General features: G+C 67.7%; 22 protein-coding genes and 3 tRNA genes. 16 read left to right on the forward strand and 9 right to left on the reverse strand.

Annotated features, from left to right (window positions below):
* Positions 1-114 precede the first annotated feature (114 nt).
* The 3 genes from ACFTQE_RS14585 to ACFTQE_RS14595 are packed head-to-tail and all read right to left on the reverse strand — an operon-like array spanning position 115 to position 4,906.
* Positions 115-1,233: a metallophosphoesterase family protein gene (locus tag ACFTQE_RS14585; protein ID WP_376925755.1), complete on the reverse strand. Its 1,119-nt coding sequence runs from the start codon at positions 1,231-1,233 to the stop codon at positions 115-117.
* A complete protein-coding gene (locus ACFTQE_RS14590; protein WP_376925756.1) occupies positions 1,230-3,308 on the reverse strand; it encodes a DUF5054 domain-containing protein in 2,079 nt (692 codons plus the stop codon). Before ACFTQE_RS14590 ends, ACFTQE_RS14585 begins: the two co-directional genes overlap by 4 nt.
* The gene (locus ACFTQE_RS14595; protein ID WP_376925757.1) at positions 3,305-4,906 is read right to left on the reverse strand and encodes a glycoside hydrolase family 13 protein; all 1,602 of its coding nucleotides are present in this window, start codon (positions 4,904-4,906) and stop codon (positions 3,305-3,307) included. The genes ACFTQE_RS14590 and ACFTQE_RS14595 overlap by 4 nt, the downstream gene beginning before the upstream one ends.
* Before the next feature lie 242 nt (positions 4,907-5,148).
* Between ACFTQE_RS14595 and ACFTQE_RS14600 the strand changes: the two genes are divergently transcribed.
* The 4 genes from ACFTQE_RS14600 (at position 5,149) to ACFTQE_RS14615 (ending at position 10,310) form a co-directional block, all read left to right on the forward strand.
* Positions 5,149-6,111: a carbohydrate ABC transporter permease gene (locus ACFTQE_RS14600; RefSeq protein WP_376925758.1), complete on the forward strand. Its 963-nt coding sequence runs from the start codon at positions 5,149-5,151 to the stop codon at positions 6,109-6,111.
* A 134-nt stretch (positions 6,112-6,245) separates the two neighbouring features.
* A complete protein-coding gene (locus tag ACFTQE_RS14605; RefSeq protein WP_376925776.1) occupies positions 6,246-7,052 on the forward strand; it encodes a carbohydrate ABC transporter permease in 807 nt (268 codons plus the stop codon).
* Positions 7,053-7,124: 72 nt separating this feature from the next.
* Positions 7,125-8,453, forward strand: coding sequence for an extracellular solute-binding protein (locus ACFTQE_RS14610; RefSeq protein WP_376925759.1), 1,329 nt, complete (start codon positions 7,125-7,127; stop codon positions 8,451-8,453).
* A 78-nt stretch (positions 8,454-8,531) separates the two neighbouring features.
* Positions 8,532-10,310 carry a beta-galactosidase family protein gene (locus tag ACFTQE_RS14615; protein WP_376925760.1) on the forward strand — a complete coding sequence of 593 codons (1,779 nt, stop codon included), beginning with the start codon at positions 8,532-8,534 and terminating at the stop codon, positions 10,308-10,310.
* Between the two features lie 35 nt (positions 10,311-10,345).
* On the opposite strand, the gene ACFTQE_RS14620 is transcribed toward ACFTQE_RS14615, so the two are convergent.
* Complete coding sequence (locus ACFTQE_RS14620) at positions 10,346-11,389, reverse strand: LacI family DNA-binding transcriptional regulator (RefSeq protein WP_376925761.1); 1,044 nt, start codon at positions 11,387-11,389, stop codon at positions 10,346-10,348.
* Between the two features lie 47 nt (positions 11,390-11,436).
* Between ACFTQE_RS14620 and ACFTQE_RS14625 the strand changes: the two genes are divergently transcribed.
* The 8 genes from ACFTQE_RS14625 (at position 11,437) to ACFTQE_RS14660 (ending at position 19,152) form a co-directional block, all read left to right on the forward strand.
* The gene (locus tag ACFTQE_RS14625; protein WP_376925762.1) at positions 11,437-13,653 is read left to right on the forward strand and encodes an alpha-galactosidase; all 2,217 of its coding nucleotides are present in this window, start codon (positions 11,437-11,439) and stop codon (positions 13,651-13,653) included.
* Positions 13,650-14,495, forward strand: a complete 846-nt coding sequence (locus ACFTQE_RS14630) for an EamA family transporter (RefSeq protein WP_376925763.1) — start codon at positions 13,650-13,652, stop codon at positions 14,493-14,495. The genes ACFTQE_RS14625 and ACFTQE_RS14630 overlap by 4 nt, the downstream gene beginning before the upstream one ends.
* 31 nt (positions 14,496-14,526) lie before the next feature.
* Complete coding sequence (locus ACFTQE_RS14635; protein ID WP_376925764.1) at positions 14,527-15,192, forward strand: Pr6Pr family membrane protein; 666 nt, start codon at positions 14,527-14,529, stop codon at positions 15,190-15,192.
* 395 nt (positions 15,193-15,587) lie between these two features.
* Positions 15,588-16,151 (forward strand): hypothetical protein, encoded by a 564-nt coding sequence (locus tag ACFTQE_RS14640; RefSeq protein WP_376925765.1) that lies wholly within the window; start codon positions 15,588-15,590, stop codon positions 16,149-16,151.
* Between the two features lie 243 nt (positions 16,152-16,394).
* Entirely contained in the window at positions 16,395-17,108 is a 714-nt protein-coding gene (locus ACFTQE_RS14645; protein ID WP_376925766.1) for a hypothetical protein, read from the forward strand.
* A 38-nt stretch (positions 17,109-17,146) separates the two neighbouring features.
* Positions 17,147-17,605 carry an RNA polymerase sigma factor gene (locus ACFTQE_RS14650; protein ID WP_376925767.1) on the forward strand — a complete coding sequence of 153 codons (459 nt, stop codon included), beginning with the start codon at positions 17,147-17,149 and terminating at the stop codon, positions 17,603-17,605.
* A gap of 264 nt (positions 17,606-17,869) precedes the next feature.
* Positions 17,870-18,349: a 2'-5' RNA ligase family protein gene (locus ACFTQE_RS14655; protein ID WP_376925768.1), complete on the forward strand. Its 480-nt coding sequence runs from the start codon at positions 17,870-17,872 to the stop codon at positions 18,347-18,349.
* Positions 18,350-18,816: 467 nt separating this feature from the next.
* Positions 18,817-19,152, forward strand: coding sequence for a hypothetical protein (locus tag ACFTQE_RS14660; protein WP_376925769.1), 336 nt, complete (start codon positions 18,817-18,819; stop codon positions 19,150-19,152).
* Between the two features lie 451 nt (positions 19,153-19,603).
* On the opposite strand, the gene ACFTQE_RS14665 is transcribed toward ACFTQE_RS14660, so the two are convergent.
* Positions 19,604-20,116, reverse strand: a complete 513-nt coding sequence (locus ACFTQE_RS14665; protein ID WP_376925770.1) for a mismatch-specific DNA-glycosylase — start codon at positions 20,114-20,116, stop codon at positions 19,604-19,606.
* A 45-nt stretch (positions 20,117-20,161) separates the two neighbouring features.
* Positions 20,162-20,656, reverse strand: coding sequence for a hypothetical protein (locus ACFTQE_RS14670; protein ID WP_376925771.1), 495 nt, complete (start codon positions 20,654-20,656; stop codon positions 20,162-20,164).
* A gap of 139 nt (positions 20,657-20,795) precedes the next feature.
* Here ACFTQE_RS14670 and ACFTQE_RS14675 point away from each other — a divergent pair, with 139 nt between their 5' ends.
* Complete coding sequence (locus ACFTQE_RS14675) at positions 20,796-21,509, forward strand: hypothetical protein (RefSeq protein WP_376925772.1); 714 nt, start codon at positions 20,796-20,798, stop codon at positions 21,507-21,509.
* Positions 21,428-23,353: an AAA family ATPase gene (locus tag ACFTQE_RS14680; RefSeq protein ID WP_376925773.1), complete on the forward strand. Its 1,926-nt coding sequence runs from the start codon at positions 21,428-21,430 to the stop codon at positions 23,351-23,353. Before ACFTQE_RS14675 ends, ACFTQE_RS14680 begins: the two co-directional genes overlap by 82 nt.
* Before the next feature lie 107 nt (positions 23,354-23,460).
* On the opposite strand, the gene ACFTQE_RS14685 is transcribed toward ACFTQE_RS14680, so the two are convergent.
* The 3 genes from ACFTQE_RS14685 to ACFTQE_RS14695 form a co-directional block, all read right to left on the reverse strand.
* A tRNA-Phe gene (locus ACFTQE_RS14685) sits at positions 23,461-23,536 on the reverse strand.
* A 71-nt stretch (positions 23,537-23,607) separates the two neighbouring features.
* A tRNA-Asp gene (locus ACFTQE_RS14690) sits at positions 23,608-23,681 on the reverse strand.
* Positions 23,682-23,734: 53 nt separating this feature from the next.
* Positions 23,735-23,807: transfer RNA gene (locus tag ACFTQE_RS14695), tRNA-Glu, on the reverse strand.
* A 224-nt stretch (positions 23,808-24,031) separates the two neighbouring features.
* Here ACFTQE_RS14695 and ACFTQE_RS14700 point away from each other — a divergent pair.
* Positions 24,032-25,351 carry a M23 family metallopeptidase gene (locus ACFTQE_RS14700; protein WP_376925774.1) on the forward strand — a complete coding sequence of 440 codons (1,320 nt, stop codon included), beginning with the start codon at positions 24,032-24,034 and terminating at the stop codon, positions 25,349-25,351.
* Positions 25,344-26,603, forward strand: a complete 1,260-nt coding sequence (locus tag ACFTQE_RS14705) for an NlpC/P60 family protein (RefSeq protein ID WP_376925775.1) — start codon at positions 25,344-25,346, stop codon at positions 26,601-26,603. Before ACFTQE_RS14700 ends, ACFTQE_RS14705 begins: the two co-directional genes overlap by 8 nt.
* The last annotated feature ends 36 nt before the right edge of the window (positions 26,604-26,639 follow it).

Raw genomic sequence — 26,639 nt, forward strand, 5'->3', positions numbered from 1 at the left:
CCGATGCACCCCCGGCGGCGTGCCCGACGCGCTGATCTGAACGCCGCTCAGCTGAGCGGCGGTTGACGACGGGGCGGGGTGGCTACCGCCCCCCGGCCCCTGCTCGTTCAGCCGTCAGGCGAGCGGCGGAAGTCGCACTTCGTGCAGCACCTCGCCGCCGAGGTCGCGCATCGTGAGCACGAGCTCGTCTGCGGTCGCCTCGCCGTCGATCCACGCGGCCGCCTCGTCGGAGGCCACGTCGAAGTCCGGCCCGCCGCTGATGAGCTGCGCGTACGGGAACTCCTCGGTCGCCGGCATCCAGGTCTGGTAGTGCGTGTGCCCCGATACGACGATCTGGGCGCCCCACTCGACGAGTGCGTCGTGCCAGGCGTCGCGGCTCATGCGGCTGAACCAGTCGTAGCCGTCGGCGTCGTAGTCGACGACGGTCTCGTCGATCCAGCGCAGCGGGATGTGGCAGAACACGACCCGGTAGGGCGCGTCCCGGAACTCCGGACGAGCGGTCACCTCGCGCAGCCACTCCGCCTGCTCGGCACGCAGCGGTTCGAAGGCGACGCGGCCCTCGAACGTCGGGTGCGCGTCGGGCTTGTCCTCGCCGGTGTGCAGCACGATGCACGCGACCGGCCCGATGCGGAAGGCCGTGAACGGCCGTCCCTCGGGCATGGCCACGAAGTCCTCGAGCTGGTACGCCCAGGTGCCGCGCACGTCGTGGTTGCCCACCACGATCGCGAGCGGGCGCCCCGCGCTGACGTCGAGGCCCGCCGGGTTCAGCACCGTCGAGGTGAACCACGACGGATCCTTCCAGTCGTTGCAGAGGTCGCCGTTCCAGACGAGCACGTCGACGTCGGGCGTCGCCTCGTGCAGCGCCCGCATCGTGTCGTCGCGCTGGTGGGTGTCGTTCCAGACCGCGAAGTGCGCCCGGTCGGATGCCGCGTCGAGCGTGCGCACCGACTTCCACTCGCTCTCGTGGCGTTCGTTCGGGGCCTCGACCGCCTCGGTGACCGAGCGGACGCGCAGCGACGTGCCCGCGGGCCACCCTGCGGTGCGGATGCGCAGCACCCGGTCGCCCTGCGGCACCATGCCGAAGGCGTCGGCGGTCGCGGTGCCCCGCGTGCCGTCGGCAGCCTCCCATTCGAGCCATCCGCGGCTGAGGCGGCCCACGCCCCAGACGACCTCGAAGCCGTCGGGGCGGGGCGCCATCACGACGGGCGGACTCGTCACGAGCGGCTGGGTCATCGAGCGCTTCCGAGGTCGATGGTGAAGCGGAAGCGCAGGTCGTCGTCGAACCACATCGTGAAGTTCGTGCCCCACATGTTGTTGTGCAGGTTCACGTGGAGGCCGTCGCTCGGGTCGGGCACGGTGTTGTCGAACCGGTACAGCGCGGGGCGGCCGACCGCGACGAGCGCGGCGTCGACCGGGCGCAGCGCGAAGGTGCGCTCGGTGGTGTGGGTGACCTCGGCGACCGCGTGCAGGCTGCGGTTGCCGTTCCGCACGACCGACTGGGGGTCGACCGCCGTGCCGAGCTTCGTGAGCCGCCAGTCGCCGGGCTCGGTGCGAGGGCGGAAGCCGAGCCAGCTCGCCTCGGGCAGTCGGGAGGCGTCCTTGTCGCGCAGGTCGAGGGTGACCCCGATCGGCCCCGGCATCGCGGGGAAGCGGTAGGCGAGGCGGATGTCTCGGGCTCCGCCCCACAGCTCGCACGCCGCCTCGGGCAGTTCGAGTCGCAGGGTGATGACGATGTCGTCGCCGTCGGCCCAGCGCTCGGCCGAGACCGCGCGCGGCGCGAACGTCGTCGCCGGCAGCTTCTCGGCGATCGCGAGTCCGGGCTTCGACTGGTCGGGCACGGCCCAGACCGCGGTCTCCTCGAGGTCGCGGCAGTACTCCTCGATCCAGCGGGCCTCGTCGCGTTCGTCGAACGTCTCGTAGCGGTACGCGGCGAGCGGATGCTCCGGTCCGGCCCACTCCGTGCCGTCGGCGTCGACCAGGGAGACGAGGGCGCCGTCGACGCCGAAGCGCACGCGATAGGCGCCGAGCTCGTGCTCGGCCTCGAGGTCGAGGGGAGCGGCGGCGGAGTCGCGCTCGTCGGCCGGCCGTGTCTCGGCGATCGCCGCTTCCGCCGCGGCGCGGCGTTCGGGCGAGAGCGCCGCGAGCGCGCGGTCGATGTGGGCGCGCTGCTCGGCCCATGAGCGCTCGAAGCCCGAGTAGCGCAGGCCCTGGTCGCTCGGGTGCTCGGTGTACGCCCAGGCGTACACGTCGAACTCGGCGGGGTTTGCGGCCGGGTCGATCTCATCGGCGGCACGGGCTCGCTGGAAGTCGGCCTTCTCGTAGTTCACGTAGTCGGGCACGTAGGTCTTGAGGTCTTCGCCCCACGTGTGCTCGACGACGAGGAGCAGCCCATCGCCGAACGCGTCGCACTCCTCGGTGCCGGGCACGAGTGCGCCGGACGCGACCCACTCGGTGCGCAGCCGGAGCAGCGCGCGAAGCCGCGCCGTCTGCACGGGATCGCTCGCGACGCCGTGGATCCACGAGTCGCCGATCTCCTGCTCGAGCACCGGCAGGCTCGACCGCACGGCGACCGCCTCGCGACTGAACGCGTCGAGGGTCGAGGCGATCACCCGGGCCTCGGGGTACTCGGCCTGGAGCTGGGCGAACAGCTCCTCGACCTCCTCCACCGGGGGCGGGCCGAAGTTGTCGCCCGTGTGCGCGAGGTGGAGCGCGTCGGAACCGCCGGGGACGACCGCGACGCCGAGTTCGGTCGCACCGTAGCTCTGCGCGTAGTTCACGACGACCTCGCTGCCGTCGGGCGCGCGCCAGACGAAGAACTCCGGTACGTCGGGCACCGCGGATGCCCCGTTGACGCCGAGGTGCAGGAAGTCGAGGCCGCCGCGGGCGAGGAAGGGGACGAGGCCGATCGTGTGGCCGGGGACATCCGTCATCTTCGCCGCTTGCGTCCGGTGGCCGAACCGCGCGTCGAGCTTGCGGCCGATCGCGATGCCGTGCTCGACGAGCCCGGCGTCCATGAGTTCGGTGTGCGTCGTCATCGGCAGGCCGTGCCAGGTGACGTGCCCGGCGCCGATCGCGCGCTCGAGGGCGGCGCGCTCGTCGGGGCTTCCGAGTCGGAGCGCCTCGTGGATCATCCAGGATCCGGTCGTCCAGATGAAGCGGGCCGGGCCGCCTCGGCGTTCCAACTCCTCCGAGAGCGCGATCGCGCGCGGGAGGTACTCGTGCACGTACCGGTCGGTGACGTTCGCTGCGGTGTCGGTGAAACCCAGGTCGAGGTGGGTCTTGAAGACGACGTGGATGGTGGAGATCATGCGTGAATCCAAACTGCGGTGTCGGGGGTGAGGACATTCTGTTCGATCGGCGCGCTCGCGAGGAGCACCTCGCCGGTCGGGAGCGGAAGGGTTTCGGTGCTCATGTTGGCGAGCACGATGGTGTCGCCGCTCCGGAAGGCGAGGACGTCGGCCGGGGAGCCGTCGAGCCACTCGACGGCGCCGCGGTCGAGGCCGCGGGTCCGGCGGAGCGCGATCGCCGCCCGGTAGAGGTTGAGCGTCGAGTCGGGATCGGCCTGCTGCCGGTCGCGCGCGAGCGTGCCCCAGGTCTCGGGCTGCGGCAGCCACGACGCCTCGCCCGGGCCGAAGCCGTACGAGGGTGCTGCCGACTCCCACGGGATGGGCACGCGGCATCCGTCTCGCCCGTACTGCTCGCCCTCGGTGCGGAAGAAGGTCGGATCCTGTCGAGCTGCGTCGGGGATCTCGGTGACCTCGGGCAGGCCGAGCTCCTCGCCCTGGTAGAGGTAGGCGGAACCCGGTAGCGCGAGCATGAGCATCGCCATGCCGCGGGCCCGGGGGAGGGAAACGTCGTAGGCGGGGATGCCGGTCGTGCGCGGCCCGAGGCCGCCGTCGCGCTCGGCACGGGCGAGCATCAGTGCGGTGGCGGGGCGGACGGAGTCGTGGTTCGAGGCCACCCAGGCCGTCGGCGCACCGACCGCTGAGAACGCCGTGAGAGCACCGTCGATGGAGTCGCGCAGGAGCGCGGCATTCCAGACGTCGAGGACGTCGTTGAAGGTCTGGTGCATCTCGTCGGGGCGCACCCAGTCGGCGCGCCGCGTGAGCGGCTTGATCCAGGCCTCGGCGACGAGGATGCGCTCGCCCGGGTACTCGTCGAGGATCCGCCGCCAGTCGCGGAAGATGTCGTGCACGGCCGGCCGGCCGTCGTACGGCGGCATCTCGTCGTCATCGACGGGCGTGAAGTCGGGCAGGCCCTCCTCCTTCACGAGGCTGCTCGCGACGTCGACGCGGAATCCGTCGAGCCCGCGGTCGAGCCAGAAGCGCAGGATGCGCCGGAACTCCTCATGGACTTCTTCATTGGTCCAATCGAAGTCGGGCTGCGAGCTGTCGAAGAGGTGCAGGTACCACTGGCCGGGCGTGCCGTCGGCCTCGACGACACGAGTCCAGGCCGGCCCGCCGAAGTGCGAGCGCCAGTTGTTCGGCGGCTCGACGCCGCCCTCGCCGCGGCCGTCGCGGAAGAGGTAGCGGCTGCGTTCGGCGCTGCCTGGGGCTGCGGCGAGCGCAGCCTGGAACCACGGGTGGTCGGAGCTCGAGTGGTTCGGCACGAGGTCGGCGATGACGCGGATGCCGCGGGCGTGCGCCTCGGCGACCATCGCGTCGAAGTCGGCGAGGGTCCCGAACAGCGGGTCGACGTCGCAGTAGTCGGCGACGTCGTAGCCGGCGTCGCGTTGCGGCGAAGTGTAGAAGGGGGAGAGCCAGATCGCGTCGACACCGAGCTCCTGCAATGCGCCGAGGCGCGAGGTGACGCCGGCGAGGTCGCCCATGCCGTCGCCGTTCGCGTCGGCGAACGACCGGGGGTAGATCTGGTAGATCGCGGCGGTGCGCCACCAGTCCGTATTCATGGATACCCGCGATGCGTGGGCCGGAGGTGCCGGCTGGTCACCGGATTCATGGGCCGAAGCGGGGGCTGTCGAGGTGCGTGACGTCATTGTGACCTTCGGATCGAGGGATTCTGTTTGCGCAAACATCATCTTCGCCTATACTCCAATGGGAACGCAAACATTCACGAAGGAGTGCGTACGCGCATGACGAAGAAGTCGCCCACCCGAGGCGCGGAAGCAGGCCGCAGATGACCGTGGCCCACGTGCACGCAGAACCACCCGTCGGTGTCTCGACCGAGACGTACGCCTTCTCGACGGCCAACACCGTGGAGGCGCCCGGCCGCCGCCGGAAGAAGGCTCGACGAGACTGGGCGGGCTGGTGGTTCGTCGGGCCGTTCATGCTCATCTTCACGCTCGTCCTCATCGCACCGCTGTTCTACGCGATCTACCTGAGCCTCTTCCGCGAGACTCTCGTCGGCGGCAACTCCTTCGTCGGGCTCGAGAACTACGCCAAGGCCCTCGTCGACCCGAAGTTCTGGGACGCCATGCTGCGCGTCACGATCTTCCTCCTCGTGCAGGTGCCGATCATGCTCGGTCTCGCGCTCTTCGCCGCGCTCGCGCTCGACAGTGCGCGCCTCCGCTGGGTGCCGTTCTACCGCCTCTCGATCTTCCTGCCGTACGCCGTTCCCGGTGTCGTCGCGGTCATGATCTGGGGCTACATGTACGGTTCGCAGTTCGGGCTCGTGGCCGACATCAACCGATTCTTCGGCGTCGAGCTGCCGTCCCCGCTCGCCGAGAACCTGATCATGATGTCGATCGGCAACATCGTGACGTGGGAGTTCGTGGGCTACAACATGCTCATCTTCTTCTCCGCGCTGAAGGCCGTGCCGCAGGAGCTCTACGAGGCCGCCGAGATCGACGGCGCAGGGGCCTTCCGCACCATCTTCTCGATCAAGCTCCCGTCCATCCGGGGTGCCATCGTGATCGCGACGATCTTCTCGGTGATCGGCAGCTTCCAGCTCTTCAACGAGCCCTCGATCCTGCAGACCATCGCGCCGAACTCGATCACCTCGTACTTCACGCCGAACCTGTACGCGTTCAACCTGTCGTTCACGGGTTCGCAGTTCAACTACGCCGCGGCGATCGCCATCGTCTCGGGCATCATCACCATGGTCGTCGCCTACATCGTGCAACTCGGCGGCGAGAAGAAGGAGAAGAACGCATGAGCGCCGTCGAATCGGGCGTCCGCTCGGGCCGCGCGCCCAGCAAGCTCGCGAGCGGCAGCCTCCCGGCACGCGCGAACGTGAAGCGGCGAGCCACCCCCAGGCACAAGCGCGCCTCCATCACCCTCGGCATCCTGATGACGGCGATGCTGCTCTACTGCCTCGTCCCGCTGTGGTGGCTCATCGTGAACTCCACGAAGACGATGGACTCGCTCTACGACTCCTTCGCCTTCTGGTTCAGCGGGGAGTTCGCCCTCTTCCAGAACATCGCCGAGACGTTCACGTACGCCGACGGCATCTTCCTCCGCTGGCTCGGCAACACCGTGCTGTACGTGGTCCTCGGGGCCGGGGGTGCGACCGTGCTCGCAACCCTCGCCGGCTACGGGCTCGCGAAGTACAACTTCCCCGGTCGCAAGTGGGTGTTCGCGATCATCCTGGGCGCCATGGCGATTCCGGGCTCCGTGCTCGCCGTGCCGCAGTTCCTGCTGTTCAGCAACCTCGGCCTCACGAACACGCCCTGGTCGGTGGTCATCCCCTCGATGGTGAGCGCCTTCGGCCTCTACCTGGTCTGGGTGTACGCCCGCGAGGCGATCCCCGACGAGCTCATGGAGGCAGCACGCCTCGACGGCGCGGGCGAGATCCGCATCTTCTTCCAGATCTCGCTGCGCCAGCTCGCGCCAGCGCTCATCACGGTGCTGATGTTCGCGGTCGTCGCGACCTGGAACAACTACTTCCTGCCCCTGATCATGCTGAGCGACGAGCGCTGGTACCCGCTGCCCGTCGGTCTCGCCCAGTGGTCGGCGCAGGCGAGCGGCGTCGGCACCGATCCCATCCCGAACCTCGTCATCACGGGTTCGCTGCTCACGGTCATCCCGATCGCCGCAGCCTTCCTCTACCTGCAGCGCTACTGGCAGTCGGGCCTGACCGCCGGAAGCGTCAAGTAGGCCGGCCGGGCCGGCCCTCGTACCTGCACCACGACCTGCACCAGACCCACACCAAGAAAGGGAATCACAACCATGGAACGAATCACCTCCCGCCGATGGGCACGACTCGGGGCCATCGTCGGCACCGGTGCGCTGCTCGTCGGAGTGCTCGCGGGCTGCAGTGCTGCAGCGCCGGGCGCCGACGCCGGTTCGACCGACACCGATGCGGCGCTGAAGGAAGACGTCACGCTCACCTGGTGGACCTGGAGCGACAGCACCCAGAAGCAGGCCGACGCCATCTCGAAGGTGTACCCGAACGTCACGTTCGACGTCGTCAAGCTCGAGAACCCCGACGCCGCGGTCACGAAGCTCCAGAACGCGATCAAGGCCGGCAAGGGCGCCCCCGACCTCGTGCCCGTCGAGTACCAGACGCTGCCGCAGCTCGCCCTCGGCGACGCGCTCGCCGACCTGACCCCCTACGGTCTCGGCGACTACGCGGACTCGTTCACCGCATCGACGTGGAACGCCGTGAACGTGCAGGACCAGCTCGTCGGCCTGCCGCTCGACTCCGGCCCCATGGTCATGATCTACAACAAGGACCTCTACGAGAAGGCCGGCATCACCGAGGCGCCTGCGACGTGGGACGACTTCGCAGCGGCATCGGCCGCGATCCACGCGTACGACCCCGAGGCCTACATCGCGAACAGCGGCGACGCGGGCTTCTTCACCAGCATGATCTGGGCATCGGGCGGCAAGCCCTTCACGACCGAGGGTGAGAACATCACCATCGACCTCGCAGACGAAGGCACCACGAAGTTCGCGGACTTCTGGGGCGACCGCCTCCACGCCGGCGAGCTCTCGGGCGTTCCGACCTGGTCGGACGAATGGTCGAAGGCGCTCACGCAGGACAAGCTGGGCACCCTCATGATGGGTTCCTGGATGATCAGCGGCATGAACGACTACGGCACGCTCGGCAAGTGGCGCGTCGCGCAGATCCCGTCGTGGGACGGCAAGCCGGCCTCGGCCGAGAACGGCGGCAGCGCGCTCGCCGTCAGCTCGCAGAGCGAGAACAAGGCCGCAGCGGCCGGCATCCTCAAGTACCTCGCCGAGGGTGACGGACGTGAGATGGTCAACGCGAACGGCTTCCCGTCGACCATCGCGGACCTCGAGAACCCCGAGTTCCTCGACTTCCCGTTCGAGTCGTACGGCGGCCAGCCCGCCAACCAGCAGGGCGCGCTGTCGTCGGAGTCGGTTCTCACGGGTTGGCAGTACCTGCCCTACCAGGGCTACGCCAACAACGTCTTCACCGACTCGGTCGGCAAGGCGCTCGGCTCCGACGGCGACCTGAACGCCGCGCTCCTCGAGTGGCAGGACACCCTCGTCGCGTTCGGCAACGAGCAGGGCTTCACGGTCAACAAGTAGCAGTACATGCACCACTCCGCGGGGCAGTCGCCGTCACGGCGGCTGCCCCGCGGTCCAATTCTCGACACAGGACAGCGAATGCCCAGTTTCTCCATCGGTGACACCGACTTCCTCCTCGACGGCTCGCCGTACCGCGTGCTCTCCGGCGCGCTGCACTACTTCCGGGTGCACCCCGACCAGTGGAGCGATCGCATCCGCAAGGCCCGGCTCATGGGCCTGAACACCATCGAGACGTACGTGCCGTGGAACGAGCACTCCCCGACGCGCGGCGAGTTCCGCACCTCCGGCAACCTCGACCTGGCACGATTCCTCGACTTGGTCCACGCCGAGGGCATGCACGCGATCGTGCGCCCCGGCCCCTACATCTGCGCCGAATGGCACGACGGCGGGCTGCCCTCGTGGCTCGTCTCCGACCAGTCCATCGTGCTGCGATCGCACGACCCCGCCTACCTCGAGGCCGTGGGCGAATACCTCGACGAGGTCTACGAGATCGTGCGGCCGCGCCAGATCCAGCACGGCGGACCGGTGATCCTCGTGCAGATCGAGAACGAGTACGGCGCGTACGGTGCCGACAAGGACTACCTGCGCCGGCTCACCGCGCTGACGCGCGAGCACGGCATCGACGTGCCGCTGACCACCGTCGACCAGCCGATCGACGAGATGCTCGAGCACGGCAGCCTCGACGAACTGCACCGCACCGGTTCGTTCGGCTCGCGCGCCGCCGAGCGGCTCGCGACGCTGCGCCGGTTCCAGCCGACCGGCCCGCTCATGTGCTCCGAGTTCTGGTGCGGATGGTTCGACAGCTGGGGCGAGATCCACCACGTCACCTCGGCCGAGGACTCCGCACGCGAGCTCGACGAGATGCTCGCGGCCGGGGCATCCGTCAACATCTACATGTTCCACGGCGGCACGAACTTCGCCTTCACCTCGGGCGCGAACGACAAGGGCACCTATCGTTCGATCTCGACGTCGTACGACTACGACGCCCCCCTCGCCGAAGACGGCACGCCGACCGAGAAGTTCTGGCGGTTCCGCGAGGTCATCGCGAAGTACGCGCCGGTGCCCGACGAGGTGCCGGCCGAGCGAACGGATGCGCCGGTGCTCGAGGTCGATCTCGACCGGAACGCGTCGCTCTGGCAGATGCCGATCATCGCCGCGCAGCGGTTCGACCACCTCCCGGTCGCGGCCGAGTTCGGCTCGACCCGCGGGTTCATGTGCTATTCGACGCGCATCGAGCACGGCGGCCTGCTCAGCTTCGGCGAGGTGCGCGACCGGGCCCAGGTGTTCCTCGATGGTGCGCTCGTCGGCGTGCTCGACCGTGAGCTCCACGAGCGGGTGCTGCCGCTGCCCGAAGGCGCCGGCGGCGAGCTCACGGTGCTCGTCGAGAACCTCGGGGGAGTGAACTACGGCTCGCGCCTCGGCGAGGCGAAGGGGCTCATCGCCCCCGCGACGCTGGACGGAGTGCCGCTCACCGACTGGACGGCGGGAGCGGTCATGCTCGACGACCTCGACCCCGTCCGCGCGGTTCTCGCGGCCGGGCCGCGCATCGAGACCGGCGAGACCGGCGTTGAGGCGGCTGCACCGCTGTCGGGTCCCGTCTTCGCCAGCGGGGTGTTCACGCTCGACGAGCCGACCGACCTCCACATCGAGCTGCCGGGGTGGAACACCGGGATCGTCCGGGTCAACGGCGTCAACCTCGGCCGCTACCGCAGTCGCGGTCCGCAGCGCACGCACTACGTGCCCGCGCCGGTCGTTCGAGCCGGTGAGAACGAGATCCTCGTGTTCGAGACCGTCGGGGCGACCACGGCCGCAGTGCGCTTCGCGGCACGGCCCGATCTCGGTCCGACCGAGGCGTGACGACCGGAACGCAGTTCGGCCCGGCGAGGTCGGCGCTACGCGCCGCGCGCCGGGCCGGTGCTGTCTCGCACCACGAGGTGCGTCGGGATCAGTTTGTTCTTCGGCACCGGCTCGCCGTCGATGAGCGAGACGAGCAGGGTCGTCGCCCGCTGGCCGACCTCGTCGAAGTTCTGGTGCACGGTGGTCAGCGACGGCCAGTACGAGATGCTGTCGTCGGCGTCGTCGAATCCGACGACGCTGATGTGCTCGGGGATGCTCCAGCCGCGCTCGTGGAAGGCGTGCATGACGCCGAGGGCCATCTGGTCGTTGGCCGCGAAGACGGCGGTCGGCGGTCGGTCGGATGCCGCGATCTCGCGCCCGAGCGCGAGTCCCGACGTCGCCGTCCAGTTGCCGACGAGCACGGGCAGTGCGGGGAGATCCGCCGCCTCCATGGTGCGCCGGTAGGTGTCGGCGCGTCGACGAGCCGAGAACGAGGACGCAGGCCCTGCGACGTGCAGGATGTCGCGGTGGCCGAGCCCGAGCAGGTGCTCGACCGCGAGTCGCGCGCCCTGCTCCTGGTCGGTGTCGACGATCGTGTAGGGCTGGGTCGCGTCGGAGTCGACGATGACGAGCGGCAGGCCGGCGGTGAGCTTCAGCTCATCGGGCGAGCCGATCTCGGCCGACATGATGAGGATGATGCCGTCGACGGCCTGCTCCTCGAGCCGGCCGAACGCGCCGGCGACCTCGAGCTGGGTCGGGTCGGCGACAGGCAGCAGCGTCGTCGTGTAGCCCGCCGCGGCCGCGGCCTCGGCGATGGCGTCGAGCGTGCGCTCGTTGCCGAGCGTCTCGAGATTGAACGTGACGACGCCGATGCTGCGGAACCGGCCCGACTTGAGGTTGCGGGCGGCGCTGTTCGGCCGGTACCCGAGTTCCCGCATCGAGGCGAGCACGCGGTCGCGAGTGGCCGGGCGCACATTGTTCTGCGCGTTGGCAACGCGCGAGACGGTCTGTGCGGAGACTCCGGCGTGCACGGCGACGTCGTTGATCGACGCGCGCACCCTGGGCGCGAACTCGGACGAACTGTTCGATGCAATCGTCATGGTGACGTAAACACTACTCTGAAGGCAACCCCGAGAGGAATCCGAAAATGACCGAAACCTCCGCTTCTGGCTTGGCGCTCCGCGCCGGCGGCGTCGCACTCGTGCTCGACCTCGGCGAGGGCGCGCTGCCCTCCGTCGTGCACTGGGGCGCCGACTGCGGCGAGCTCGACGACGCCGGGTTCTCGGCGCTCGCTGCGTCCGGAGTGCTGCCGGTGGCCGCGAGCGAGGTCGACGTGCCCGTTCGCCTCTCCCTCCTGCCCGAGCACGCTCGAGGGTGGATGGGGCGGCCCGGGCTGAGCGGCTCCCGTGCGGGGTCGGCATGGTCGCCGCTCTGGCGCGTGACATCGGCGAGCCTCGACGGCACCGTGCTCGCCGCGGCATCCAGAGCCGGAGTGGTGAACCATGGAGCGGGGTCGCTCGTCGTCACGGCGACCGACGACGCGGCCGAGCTCGCACTCACGCTCACGGTCGAGCTCAGCGAAGCCGGCATCGTGCGCACCCGCGCAGAGGTCGAGAACCTCGGCGAGCTGCCGTACCAGGTCGACGAGCTGCTGCTCTGCCTGCCGACCCCCGCCATCGCGAGCGAGGTGCTCGACTTCGCCGGCCGGTGGTCGGGGGAGCGAGCGCCGCAGCGCCGCGCAATGACCGTCGGCGCCCACCGGCGCGAAGGGCGTCGCGGCCGCACCGGTCTCGACTCGGCGATGATCCTCTCGGTGGGCACGCCCGGCTTCGGCTTCGACCAGGGCGAGGTCTGGGGCGTGCACACCGCGTGGTCGGGCAACCACGTGCACCAGGTCGAGCGCGTGCTGACCGGCGAGCAGCTGCTCGGCGGCGGCGAGCTGCTGCTGCCCGGCGAGATGCGACTCGCGCAGGGCGAGCGCTACGAGAGCCCCTGGGTCTACGGCATCTACGGTGCGGGTCTCGACGATTCGGCGCGACGGATGCATCGCCACCTGCGCGCTCGCCCGCACCACCCGCGCACGACGCGGCCGGTCACGCTGAACGTGTGGGAGGCGGTGTACTTCGACCACGACGTCGACACGCTCGTCGAGCTCGCCGACCGCGCCGCCGAGATCGGCATCGAGCGGTTCGTGCTCGACGACGGATGGTTCGGCGCCCGCCGCAACGACCGCGCCGGCCTCGGCGACTGGACCGTGTCGAGCGACGTCTGGCCCGATGGGCTGCACCCGCTCGTCGATCGCGTGCGCGGCCACGGCATGCAGTTCGGGCTCTGGTTCGAGCCCGAGATGGTGAACATGGACTCCGACCTCGCGCGGAGCCACCCCGAGTGGATCATGGCCACCGGCGATCGCCTGCCGGTCGAGTCGCGCCACCAGCAGGTGCTGAACCTCGGCATCCCGGAGGCGTACGCATACGTCAGGGACGCCATGTGCGCGATCCTCGACGAGTACGACATCGCGTACATCAAGTGGGATCACAACCGGGATCTCGTCGACGCAGGTACGCAATCGACCGGGCGGCCCGGCGTGCACGAGCAGACCCTCGCGTACTACCGGCTCGTCGACGAGCTGAAGTCGCGCTATCCGGCGCTCGAGATCGAGTCGTGCTCGTCGGGCGGCGGCCGGGTCGACCTCGGGGCCATCGACCGCACCGACCGCATCTGGGTCTCCGACAACAACGACCCGATCGACCGGCAGCAGGCGAACCGCTGGACGACCCAGCTCGTGCCGCCCGAGCTGATGGGCGCCCACATCGCCTCGGGTGCCTCGCACATCACCAATCGGCTCCACGCGCTCTCGTTCCGCGCGATCACCGCGCTGTTCGGGCATCTCGGGGTGGAGTGGGACCTGCGCAAATCGAGCGCGGCAGAGCTCGCCGAGCTCGGAGAGTGGATCGAGCTGCACAAGGCGAACCGCGAGCTGCTGCACGGCGGTGAACTCGTGCGACTCGACCACCCCGATGCGACCATCAGCGTCAACGGCGTCGTCGCAGCAGATGGCTCGGCCGCACTGTTCGCGTACGTGTCGCTCGCACGGGCGTCGGTCGCGAGCCCCGGACGCATCCGCCTGCCCGGTCTGCTGCCGACGGCCGTCTACCGGGTCGAGCCGGCGCTCGTCGGCGGAGTGCCGCACGGCGCCGACCCGGCGCCGTGGTGGGAGGCCGGCCCGCTCGAACTGAACGGTGCCTCGCTCGCGTCGATCGGCGTCGTCATGCCGGCGCTCCGACCCGAGCAGGCGGTGCTGCTGCGCGTCGAGCGCGTCGACGGGATCGACGAGGGCATCACCGGCAGCCGCACCGCGTGAGCACGGGCGTCCTCCTCGCCGTTCTCGGCGCTGCGCTGCTGCACGGCAGCTGGAACGCCATCGCCAAGGCGATCCCCGCCCGGCTCGTCTCCTCGGCGCTGATCGGCACTGTCTACCTAGTGGTGGGGGCGATCGGATGCGTCGTCTTCCCGCTCCCACCGCAGGAGGTCTGGCCGTACCTCCTGATCTCGGCTGCCGTGCAGACCGCCTACCTGGTTCTGCTGACCGCGGCCTACGCGAAGACCGAGTTCGGTCGCACCTACCCGCTCACGCGCGGCATCGCCGTGCTCGGCATCACGCTGATCTCGACGACCTTCCTCGGCGAGTTCATGACGCCCGCCCAGATGGCCGGCGTCGCCGTCGTCGCCGTCGCGCTGTTCGCGCTGTCGTGGTCGCCGAAGGGTCGGAGCGGCCCGGCAGGAACCCTCCTGGCCGTTGCCGTCGGCGTCACGATCACCGCCTATTCGGTGATCGACGGCATCGGCGTTCGACTCTCGGGGGAGCCGTTCGGGTACGCGTCGTGGCTGTTCCTCCTGCAGGGCGTCTCGATCCCGCTCGTCTGCTTCCTGCTCGCGCGTGACCGGAGGGAGATGCTCCGCGGCATGCGGATCCACGCGCCGATGGGCCTCGTCGGCGGCATCCTCTCGCTCGCCGCGTACACGATCGTCGTGTGGGCGCAGTCGCTCGCGCCGCTCGCGGTGGTCTCGGCGCTCCGCGAGACCGGGGTGCTCGCCGCAGGCGTGATCGGCTACTTCGTCTTCCGCGAGCCGTTCAGCAAGTGGCGGCTCACGGCGACGGTCTGCGCGGTGTCGGGGATCGTCGCGATCCGCCTCGGCGGGTGATGGCTCGGCGGGTGCTGGCTAGGCTGACCGGATGACTCAGGGCCGCCGGTTCCCGACCGCACCCGTTGTCGTCGGACTGGCCAGGGTCGCCGTGGGCGTGCTGTGCATCACCGTGCTCGGCTCCGCCTACGGCCTGCGCATCGAGGCCGGCGACGGCAGCCCGTTCGACTTCTTCGGCTACTTCACGAACCAGACCAGCCTGCTCACGAGCATCGTGCTGATCGTCACCGGCCTGCTCGCCGTCCTCGGGCGGCCGGTGCCGCCATGGCTGTCGACCGTGCGCGGAGTCGCGACGGCCTGCCTGCTCGTCGTCGCGGTCGTCTACAACGTGCTCGTCCCGGGCACGGGGTCGGCGCCGCCATGGGTGAGCGCCGCGCTCCACATCGTGTTCCCGCTCGTCGTCGTGCTCGACTGGCTGCTCGTCGGAGATCGGCCGCCGCTTCCTTGGCGGCGACTCTGGCTCGTGCTCCCGTACCCGGTCGTGTGGTTGGGGGTCGTCCTCGCCCGGGGCGCCACGGACGGATGGGTTCCGTACGGCTTCCTGCTCCCCGAACGCGGACTCCTCTCACTCGCCGCGCATATCGTCGGGCTCCTCGGAGCGATGCTCGCCGCCGGGGCGCTCGTGTGGGCCGGCAGCAGGCTGAGCGTCGGCCCGCTCGCTCCGGGCGTGGATCGCGTCCCCGAGCGCGTGGCGTAGCTCCGCCGCCGCGCGCGCGGCCCGGACACGAGAAGGCCCCTGGTGAATCGGGGCCTTCTCATGTTCAGACTGTGGCTCCGACGGGTGTCGATCCCGGAAACCTCACGATCATGCGTGAGGTCGAATGGCCAGCGGCCCTCCGCCGCCCGACCAGCTTTCGGGCGCCGGGCTATGGCCGATCGACGGTGGCGCCAGAAACGTTCAAAACCGCGAGTTTCGACCTCGCTCCGCACAATACGCTCGCGGCCGCAGAGTCAGGCATCTCCGCCCCTCGGCCCACGACGTTCTGACCGCCTCGAAACGACTGGTCAAAAACCGTCGATATTGACGGCCTGTTCAGACCGGCAATGTCTGGCCGCCGCAGCCGGCCACGATCGTTGGGGAATGATCGAGGTATGGAATTCGACACGCTGCTGCCGCGGTCGGCTAGCGCCGGCGTTCTTGCGGAGGTTCTCCAGATCGCCTCGCCCGACCGCGTCCGCGCGATCGGGGTTTCCCAGCACGGCGATCATCACTTTCAGTTCCAGGCAGAGCTCGACGTCGACGCCCACGAGTGGCAGATGGTGACCAGCCTTGGAAAGGTCTACACGTACCGAGACGGGACTCTCACAGTGCCGCACGACGGTTCACTCGCGGCTGAGTTCGGTCGCGGCATGTTCCACGAGATGCGCATGCTGTACCCCGAGAGACTGCTGCTGTGGGGCCGCCCGAGAGAGAGTTTCTATCCGATCCTGGCGCAGGAGATCGGGTCGCACTCGATTCTGCTCACGTTCGAGCACACCGAGGATCCCGCGTTTCGCTCGACGATGGTCATTGACCGTCGGCTGGGCGTTTTCCGCAAGACCGCGATGCTCAACGACCTCACCATCCTCACCGACGTGCAGATCGACCAACCCATGACCTGGGCGACGGACGTCGAATTCGCGCCCATTACGGACTGGATTCGCCCCGACTACTGAACAGTGCGCCGACACTGATTCAACCCAACCCCTCGATCGGCCGGGTACACGCCCACAAACCGTCGTTTCCGACCACGAGTCGATCGGGCCCGCATACAAATCCGCCAGCGGGCTCAGGCATCGAGAGGTCGGCGCCTCGTGAGTCAATCGGCTTGTTCAGGACGATTCTTCGTTGTTCGTGGACGTTGCTTGCCCAAGCGGACATGGCATTGGTGAAGGATCGTTCGAACGGAGAAGGAACGCATGAGCACCGACGTTGAAGAGCACGCGATAGAGCCTGACCCGCAGATCGCGAAGTGGTTGCACCAGGCAGCCCCGCGGGTCACTCCGGACGACGATGTGCTGGCCGCGCACTTGGCCGCGATGGCGGCTGTCACGACACGCGAGCAACGGCACCGCTCACAGCGCAAGCAAGGGATCGCGGCCGCGATCCTCGCTCCCGTCTTGCTTTTGGGTGGCGCAGGGGCAGCATTCGCCGCAACCACGATCGACTGGTCGTCGTTCTGGGGAATCAGCACTACGACGGAGTGGGCGGAATGGGCCCAGCATCCTGACGCGACAATTAACTACACCCTCCCGGGCGGCGGCTCCTGCGAACTGCGCCTGGGAGAGTTCCAATACAACCCTGACCCGAACCGGCCTGCCGACGTCGCCGCAGACCCGCGATCGATCGACGCCTCCCTCAACTACCTTCACAGCGCCGACGTGCTCGCCGACGCTGACGTCGACGGCGTGATCCAGGAAAACCGCTCCGATGAGAACTGGGCCGACGACGGCACCGGCAACCCCGTGCCCTTCGGCTATGGCACCGACAACTACAACGCCGACGTCGAGTACAACCTGGCGGTGGGTGAAGCCCTGCAGGAGGCGATCACCGCCCACCTCGACACGCTCGGCATTCCGTCGACGGGGCTCGGCTATCAGAGCCAGGAGCGCTGCACCGGAATGACGCAGTGAGGCGGCGCGGCCGCGCGGAAGCCCGCTTCACCGACCTGATGATCGAAGTCGGCCCGGAATTGCTGAACTACTTCGAACGCCGCGTCGGTGAGGCCGGCGCCGATCTCCTCTCGGAGCTCATGACCACCGCATGGCGGCGCAACTCAGACCTCCCCACCGATCACGAGCAAGCCCGTATGTGGCTGTTCGGAGTCGCCCGGAACCTGCTCCGGAACAGCGCCAGATCGAACGTCCGCCAAGCGCGACTCGCAAATGCTCTGCGAGACTCCATCCCCAGCAATGGCCCGGACCCGGCCGAACAACTCGCGATCCGAGACGCGGTGAAACGTCTCGACCCAGACCTTGCTGAAATCGTCACGCTCGTTCACTGGGAAGGACTCACTATCGCAGAAGCCGGCCAACTCCAGGGCGTCCCGGCTTCGACCGCACGAGGCCGCTATCAGCGAGCAAAAGAAGCCCTACGGGAGGCCCTGACGGAGCAGCGAAGTCGAGCGTGATCGTCGCTCAACTCCGCAACTCATTGCACATGGGCAGCACCGTGGTCGAGTGGGCGCGGTGCCGATAGCCGGTCGGTCACCGGTTTCTCGCGTTCGAGGCGCAGCGCCTAGGGTAAGGCCGACCAACGGTATCCGAACGTGCGAATCGGCCGCGGACACCAGCGACACGTCGGCAGGCTGAGCCGAACTCGATTCGCCCCTAGAGCGTGTTGCGAAAGGTTAGCTCCCTCGTTGAAATTGTCGTCGCCGCGATAGTTTTGACGGATGCAAGCCGGCCCGACGCCCCGCTTCCTCGCTGTCGTTGCCGTTCCCGTGCCAATCGAGAAGGGTACGCGGTTCCCTCGTGCGACGTGGCCCTCTCACGTCACGCTCGCGTCGAATTTCTTCGTCGACGCGGCGTTGGCTGAAGTTGTGGACGCGGTCCGGGCGGCCTGCGTCGGTGCGGGACCGATAACGATTCAGTTCGAAGGAATTGCCCAGTTCGGTCGCGACAAAGGCATCCGTGTTCAGTTGGTGAATTCTGCTCAGACCGTGGCCCTTCACGAGCAGCTCGCGGACCTTCTCGAAGCGTTACCGCATTTCGCGGCAGAGGAATCGCTCTACTGGCGCGCAGGCTATCGGCCTCATATGACCCATGTCGCCGGTCGGGACACTCCCGACGACGCCGAACTCATGCTCCGGCACGTTGTGATCGCAGACATCGACGGCGCGGATGCGACAGTCCTCGACCAGTTCCGCCTCTAGCCCCGTACGAGTATGACCGGGATGCGTTGATGGCGTCGTTCGCGCAAGCTCCGCCGATGAGACAGCCGAATCCCCAATTCGGCTTCTGGACGAAACCGCGCCGGTGGAAGGACACGAGCTCAACGTCGACGCGATTACGGAGCAGGCGGAAGGTCCGTGATCTTCGACGTGCGTTATCGGATTGTGAACCCCGCTAGGCCCTAGCTGCGTTACGGTCCGATCATGGTGATTCTTCGGGCGGGAGTTGGCTTTGCGGCGGCCGCGGCCGTGTTGATCGGTGTCATGGGATGCTCCGTGTCACCAGAGGACGACGCTCCACCCGCTTCGCCGAATCAGGTGGAGCCAGTGCCCGATCGGACCGTGCGGCTCGAGGTGGGTACCGTCATCCATCCAGACGGAACGGTGTAATACCGCGGCAGCAACGTCCCGATCGATGTGAGCACTCTCCTCGAGGCGTCAAGTGGTCAATGACCTCTATCGATCATGCGAGCCGGGCATGGCAGCCGCCGGTGGCTACCGCCGCCGCCGTCATCGTCGTGCTCTGTCTTGTCGCGCTGATGCCGGAGGTGTGTCCGGCGATTTCGCCAGCACCACCGAGTTGTATGCCGGACGCTCGGGAAGCGGCGGCGATCGCGGGCGGAACGATAGTGGTGATCGTCGCGGCCGTCGGAGTCGCGCTTACGTACTTGGTGCCCGTCCGGTCGCGTCACCGCACCATCACCGCAGCCATGATCGCGGTTGCGCTTGCCGGCGTGACCGCCATCATCATGGCTGTGTTCGCATCGGGCTTCATTCTTATCTAGCTGCTTGCCAGCAGCACCGAAACGGTCGTTTACGGCAGGAGTCCGTTCTCAGCCTCACCGGCGCCCACGCGAGATCGCCCGCTGAAACACGAGAGCCCCCGGTCTCCCGGGGGTTTTGCTGGTGGCTCCGACGAGCGTCGATCCCATGACCTCACGATTTTCAGTGAGCCTGGGCGGTTTTCGCTCAATTCTTATGGACACGATATCGCGCTGATCAGGTATTCTTCGAAACGGTCACAGTTGGTTTCGAATAGTTTTCGCGCATCTAATGGCACATTAATGGCACAAGAGATCGCGTCGGCGGCGAACGAGTTCGACCTTCTCCGCACCCAGACTGACCGTGGTGCACGGGCCATCGCAGCTCACCCACCGTCTCTCGAGACTGTGCTTCGAGGAAAGCGGCGCAACGGTGAAAAGTCGGCCCCGACTTTGGTGACGAGCTGGTCTGCGCTCAGTTGGGGCACAGTCGGTTGAGATCGGTCCACCACTCGACCTTGGTCCGGCCGTCTCGTGGCCAGGCCGCGTCTGCGGCGCTGGGATTGGGAACGACGAAGACGCGGGCATCGCCCACCTGCCAACTTTGCAGGCCATAGCCAGAAGCGGTGGTGCCGAAGGCTCGGGCAGCTTTCCTGCCTGCTGTCAGTCCGGCGAAAGCAACCATACGCGGGTGGTAAGGCGCTAGTCGGAATTGCAGATCGGGGGCTCGAACGAAATCGAGGCCTCTGTCATGACTCTGTGCGACATCCTTGACCAGATCAGTGAGGCCAACGCCGTAGGCCGGGAGCGTTTCATCCTCGTCGGGTGTGAGTAGCCTCGGGGTGAAACCGGACTGATATAGCAACGTCCAGAAGGCGTTCCGTGGGCCAGCGAAGTAGTGGCCGCGACTAGCAGATGCCTTCGCAACGGCGGTGCCGCAGAACACGACAGCTAGATCGGGCGCGAGGATATCGGGAAGAACTGGCATGGCCTCATTCTGAATCCCACTAACGCCAGCCCCGCAAGCGACCGCTCAATGCAATTCCTTTCGGGCTTGGTGTTCGTTCCCGTTGGGGCGGGTCCATCGCACCGTCACGGCTATGAAGTCTGGCGCGTTGCCGCCGCGCCACCAGTCGAAGAGAACTACTGCGCCTGGGTGCAATTCGCTTGGCACGGGATCGGGTCGCATCGAGAACATTGTGTCGGGTGGATCGATCTCGACACTTACACCGTGCACGACTTCGGTCCCACCCAAAGCAAGCTTCCAACGCTTTGCGCCGATGCCCTGGACGTACTCTTCGCCGATCGCAAACGGCGTCGCGTACTTCTCGGCCGCGGCGCGCTCCCGGCTGTTCTGTTCCTCGATGGCCGCCGCAATGCGCTCAGACGCCTCAACTGCGCGTTCTTCGTGATCTTGAGCATCGCTTGCAGATCGCCGGGCCTCCACTCGTGATTTGCGCGCTTCCCATGCTTGCCAGCCTGTGAAGATCGCGGCGACGACCGCGATCGACATAGCGATCCATTCCATGTTCGAGACGCTATCGGCGACATGCGACCTTCCCAGAACGATGGGCGCACCAACTCAGCAGGCGAGCCTTCATGGGCGGCCAAATTGGGAACCGATAGCCTCGTCTCGGCAACGCCCGCCCCCGATGGAACGAGACAGCGTGACCGCTTACGAAGACGTCCTCGACTGGATCGCTACCCGGCCCTGGTGGCAGCAACGCGCGCTGGCCCGCATTGCGAGCGGCGAGACGATCGGCGATGGCGAGTACGAGGAGATCGCCAAGAGCATGTTCGAGAAACCGCTCGCAGCTCCGGAAGGGGGCTGGCTCTCATCGGTCACCGCACCTCAGGACGCCAATGAAGAACCAGTGCGGATCATCGCTGTCAAGGGCGTAGCGAATGTCAATCGACTCGCCGAGAAGCAGGAGTTGACGTTTGCGCCGGACGGTCTGACCGTCGTGTACGGCAACAACGGCAGCGGAAAGTCTGGATACGCACGGATCCTGCAGTCCATGGTGCGCGCCCGTCACCGCGCAGACATCCTCCCGGACGTTTTTGCGGAGTCTCCGGGAGAGCAATTGGGTCAGGTGACGTTCCTCATCGCAGAGACCGAACACACCTCGTCGCTAGGGTCAACTATCGATCCTGCTCTCCGGCGCGTCGCTCTCTATGACGAGCACTGCGGAGACACCTACCTCAACTCAGAAGCTGAGATCTCCTACCGGCCTTCGGCAGTGCAGCTTCTTGACGACCTCTCCGCAGTGACCGCAGGAGTGCGACGTGTCATCGACGGGTGGAAGACACAGAAGAGCGCGCCAGAGCCCTCCCCGTCGTCGCCGATCCAGGCTCGGCTGCGACGTTCCTCCGCGCTCTAACCGCCAAGACCACCGATGTGGAAATCGCCGCAGCCACATCTTGCCTCCATGACGTCGATAAGAAGCTGAGCGATCAGATCGAGGAAGTGGCTCGGCTTCGGACGGCTGATCCTTCGCAGGAGAAAAGGAAGCTGAACCGTACGGCCGATGCGCTCGATCTGGTCGCCGATCACCTGCACGGCCTCGACAGCTCGTTCGGCCTCGCGATGCAAGAGAAGCTGCGTGAGCTACGTGAGAGCTCGAAAGCGTCCCAGGAAGCGGCGGACGCAGCTTCTATGACCACGTTCGGGGACGAGCCGCTCGCGGGCATCGGATCGCCGGTGTGGAAAGCGTTGTGGCAAGCGGCGGAGAAGTACTCGCTCGTCGTCTACCCGGAACACAACTTCCCGCACACGGGCGACGAGGCAGTGTGTGTGTTGTGTCAGCAGTCCCTCGCTGGCGGAGGGGCAGCGCGGCTGAACCGGTTTCACGAGTTCGTATCAGATTCGACGGCCCAGGATGCCGAGACGGCCAAGAAGGACCTCGAGACGTTTGTCGCGAATCTCGCCCGACAGCGGGTCGAGAGTCAACCGGTGGCGGTTGCCATCGCGACGATCGAACAGTCAGAACCGGGATACGCCACCCGGGTTCAGCCGCTGTTCGATGCTTTCTGCGCGCGCCAAGCAGCCATGATCGCCGGTGAACAGCCGACCGATGTAAGCATTGCCGGGGAGATCACCACACATGCTGCCCAGGCGAAAGGCCTCCGCGACCAAGCCAGCTCGATCGACGCCGCAGCTTTCGCCGGACGTCTCGCTCAGGCCCAGACCGAAGAGAACCGCTTACGCGACCAAATCGCGATGCGCGATGGGAAGTCCCAGATCGAGCTGGAACGCGCCCGTCTGCGCACGTTGACGGCACTCAATGACAAGTTCGCCGAGACAAATACTCGCGCTCTCACGGAAAAGATGGGCGAGCTGACGAAGAAGTACGTGACCGAAGAAGCCCGAGACCGCTTCACCCGTGAAACGGACCGGCTCGGACTGGAGAGAGTTACATTCAAGGCAACCAGGCCGCGCCAAGGAATGGGGCTGCTCCACAAGGCTGACTTCTTGAACGCGCGTGCAGGCGCGCGTCTCGGCGACGTCCTCTCCGAGGGCGAGCAGACGGCGCTCGGCTTCGCCGGATTCCTGACCGAAGTTCACTTCGATGCGAGCAATTCAGCGTTGGTCTTCGACGACCCCGTCTCCTCGCTCGACCACATGCGGCGCGAGGCGGTCGCCAACCGAATCGTCGACCTGGCGGGCGAGCGGCAGGTCATCGTCTTCACGCATGACGTCGCCTTCACGATGGCTCTTCGCAAGACCGCAGAAGCATCGGACGTCCCCTTCGCGACTCGCGGAATCGAACGCAAACGCAAGATCGGCCCGGGATTTACCACGCTCAAGCATCCTTGGACGGCGCAGGACGCTGCGCAACGCGTGGATACTCTGCGGCAAGAAGTCGCTGCACTGCGACGCGACGAGGAGGGTATGTCCGATCACGACTACCAGCGCGCCACCGAGGAAATCGCTGGTCACATGTCTCAGACCTGGGAACGCATCATCAGCCAAGTGCTGGCCGAGCCGCTGGTTGACTATCGAGCCTTGGAGGTTCGCGTTGGCAAATTGAGGGTCATAGGCCGAGTCTCTTCGGCGGACGTGAAGACATACGACGATTCCTACAGCCGGATTTCGGCGTGGGCTGCTCGGCATGACCCCCACCCGGAGTTGAACTACACACCTCCGTCAATTCAAACTCTCACGGCCGAGATTGACGTGCTCGATACTTGGTTGAAAAGCGTCAAGAAGTACCAGCAGAGCTGAAGCCGACCCTAATGGCACATTAATGGCACAGCCTCACCGGCACCCCGGCGAGATCACCCGCTGAAACAAGAAAACCCCCGGCGAACCGGGGGCTTTCTCGTTTGAGATGGTGGCTCCGACGGGCGTCGATCCCGTGACCTCACGATTTTCAGTCGTGCGCTCTACCAACTGAGCTACAGAGCCTCGAAGTGAAGAATCACCCCGAATAAGGAGAAAGCCCCTTCTCTCGTAAGGGAAAGGGCTTGTCGCCTGAGCGACCCTGACGGGACTTGAACCCGCGACCTCCGCCGTGACAGGGCGGCACGCTAACCAACTGCGCTACAGGGCCTCGTGGTGCCTTTCGGCACCGGAGCTATTCAATTATACGTACTGGTCGTGCAGTGACCCCAACGGGATTCGAACCCGTGCTGCCGCCGTGAAAGGGCGGTGTCCTAGGCCACTAAACGATGGGGCCGGAGGGCGTTCCCTGGGTCACGCCCGCCGACAGCCAAGCATACGTGCAGTCGGCGCAGATGGCAAAACGAGGGTCGCGGATGCCTCGTGGCTTGCCACGCGGCATCCGCGGACATGCCCTCGAAATGCCCGGAATGCGCCGAACTCCCGCCTATCGTGGGGCTGCCAGTGCCCGAACCGAGAGTTGAGGAGCGCGGGGACCCGAGCCCGCGTGGACGGGGAATGATGTACCGCACCACAGACCGAACACCCGCCGAGCGTGCTCGAACGAGCCTGGTCTCCGGGGGAGCCCGGGTCGCCGAGCGACCGCGAACGATGCGGCGTCTCTTCGCCATCGTCGCGATCCTCGCCGCGGCGCTCGTCGTGCCGATCGTCGCACCGCCCCAGTCGGCGTTCGCGGCGACCTACCCGACCTGGGACGAGCTGCAGGCGGCGAAGGCGAACACCGCCGCCGGCGCCGCAGCGGTCGAGCAGGTCACCGCGCTCATCGTCGAGCTCGAGGCGAACGTCGAGTTCACGCGGGCCGAAGCCGAGCGCCGCACCGACGAGCTCTTCGTGGCGCAGCAGAAGTACGACGAGGCCGTGATCCGGGCCGACCAGATCCAGGCGCAGGCCGACGCCTCTGCCGCGGAGGCGCAGTCGGCCGAGACGAACGCCGGCCAGGTCGCGGCGCAGCTCTACCGCTCGGGCGGCAGCGACGTGGGCGTCAACCTCTTCCTCGACGCCGGCGACTCGAAGGCGACCGACGCGCTGCTCTCCAAGCTCGGCAACATGGAGAAGATGGTCGAGCGCACCTCGAGCATCTACGACCGCGCGCAGGAGAAGAAGAACACCGCCGAGGCGCTGAGCGGGCAGGCCGAGGTCGCGCAGGCCGAGCGCGAGAAGCTGCGCCTCGCGGCCGAGGCGGCACTCGTCGCGGCGCAAGAGGCGCAGGCCCTCGCCGAGGCGGCACTCGCCGAGTCGCAAGCGAAGAAGATCGAGCTCGACGCCCAGCTCGCCTTCCTCAAGGACACCGAGGCGAAGACCGCGGCCGCCTACCAGGAGGGCGAGCGGATCAAGGCGGAGGAGGAGCGGAAGCGCCGCGAGGAGGCGGCCCGCTCAGGATCGCCGGGCGGTGTCGCATCCTCCGGATGGGCGAAGCCCGCCGCCGGCCGCATCACGGGCGACTTCGGTCCGCGATCACCGATCTGCGCGGGCAGCGGATGCTCCGGCTCGTTCCACTACGCCGTCGACCTCGGCACCGGGTGCTCGTCGCCGATCTACGCTGCGAACAGCGGTGTGGTGACCTTCTCGGGCTACTCGGGCACCTACGGCAACTTCATCAAGATCGACCACGGCGGCGGCATCTCGACCGGCTACGCGCACATCCGCGACGGCGGGCGCTTCGTCGGCGTCGGCGCGTGGGTCGACGCCGGGCAGAACATCGCCTCGAGCGGCACGACTGGCGCATCCGACGGTTGCCACCTGCACTTCGAGGTCTACAACGGCGGCAGTCGCATCGACCCGCAGCCGTTCATGGCCGATCGGGGGATCTACTTTGGCTGAGAACCGCACCAGGCCCGTGTCGCGCGTGAAGCCCGTGACCGTCTTCTCGGCGGTCGCCGTCGGTGCGGTCACCGCATCGGTCGTCGCTGGTGGCGGACCGGCGATGGCCGAGCCCGACTACCCGTCGTGGAGCGAGATCGAGCAGGCGAAGGGCAACGAGGCCACGAAGCAGGCCGAGATCGATCGCGTCGGCCAGTTGCTGGCCGGCCTGCAGCAGGTGGCGGATGCCGCGATCCAGTCGTCGCAGATGGCGGCGGAGTCGTATCGCGTGGCCGTCGACCAGCGCGACCGGGCAGCAGAACGCGAGAGCACCCTCGCCCAGCAGGCCGACGAGGCCGATGCCGTCGCGGAGATCTCCAAGATGCGGGCCGGGCTGCTCGCCGCGCATCTCGCGAAGACCGCGGGCAACGACCTCACCTCCGAACTCGTCTTCTCGGGCGACGACACCGACGGCCTCCTGAAGCAGCTCGGCATGGCCTCGAAGCTCGGCGAGCAGTCGCAGGCCGTCTACGAGCAGGCGGTCGCCGACCGGAACACCGCCGACTCGCTCCGCGCGCAGGCGGCAGAGGCCGCTGCGGAGCGCACCCGCCTCGCGGCGCTCGCCGAGACGAAGGCGAAGGAGGCCGGGGCAGCAGCCGAGGCCGCGATGGCGGCGGTCACCGCGCAGGAGCAGCGCTCCGCCGAGCTCTACGCGCAGCTCGCGACGCTGAAGGACACGACGGCCGAGCTCGAGCGCGAGCGGGTCGAGGGCCAGGCTCGCGAGGCCGCAGAGGCGGCGCTCGAGGCGAGCCGGCCGACCGCCCCGACGCCGCCGTCCGGTGGCGGCGGGAACAGTGGCGGCGGAACGCCCGCCCCGAATCCCGATCCGGCGCCGCCCAACGCGAGCGCCGTCGAGACCGCGATCTGGTTCGCGAGCCAGCAGCTCGGCGAACGGTACGAGCTCGGCGGTGCCGGCCCCGACGCGTGGGACTGCTCGGGCCTCACGCGAGCGGCCTACGCGGCAGCCGGCATCGGCATCGGCACGCACTCGGCGACGAACCAGTACTACACGCTCGCGGGCCGCGGCAAAGCGGTCTCGCTCGGCAGCGTGCAGCGCGGCGACCTGCTGTTCTGGGGCTCGGGCGGCGACTACTACCACGTCGCCATCTACCTCGGCGGGGGCCGCATCCTCGAGGCCTCCGACTACGGCAAGCCCGTGCGCGAATGGCCGGTCTGGGGCAGCCCGTCGGCCGCGGCACGCCCAGCCGGCTGAGCCGGTTCAGACGCACAGAAGGGGCGGGCCGAACGG

Source organism: Agromyces sp. NPDC056965, from assembly GCF_042673425.1.
In the GTDB taxonomy this organism is placed as follows: domain Bacteria; phylum Actinomycetota; class Actinomycetes; order Actinomycetales; family Microbacteriaceae; genus Agromyces.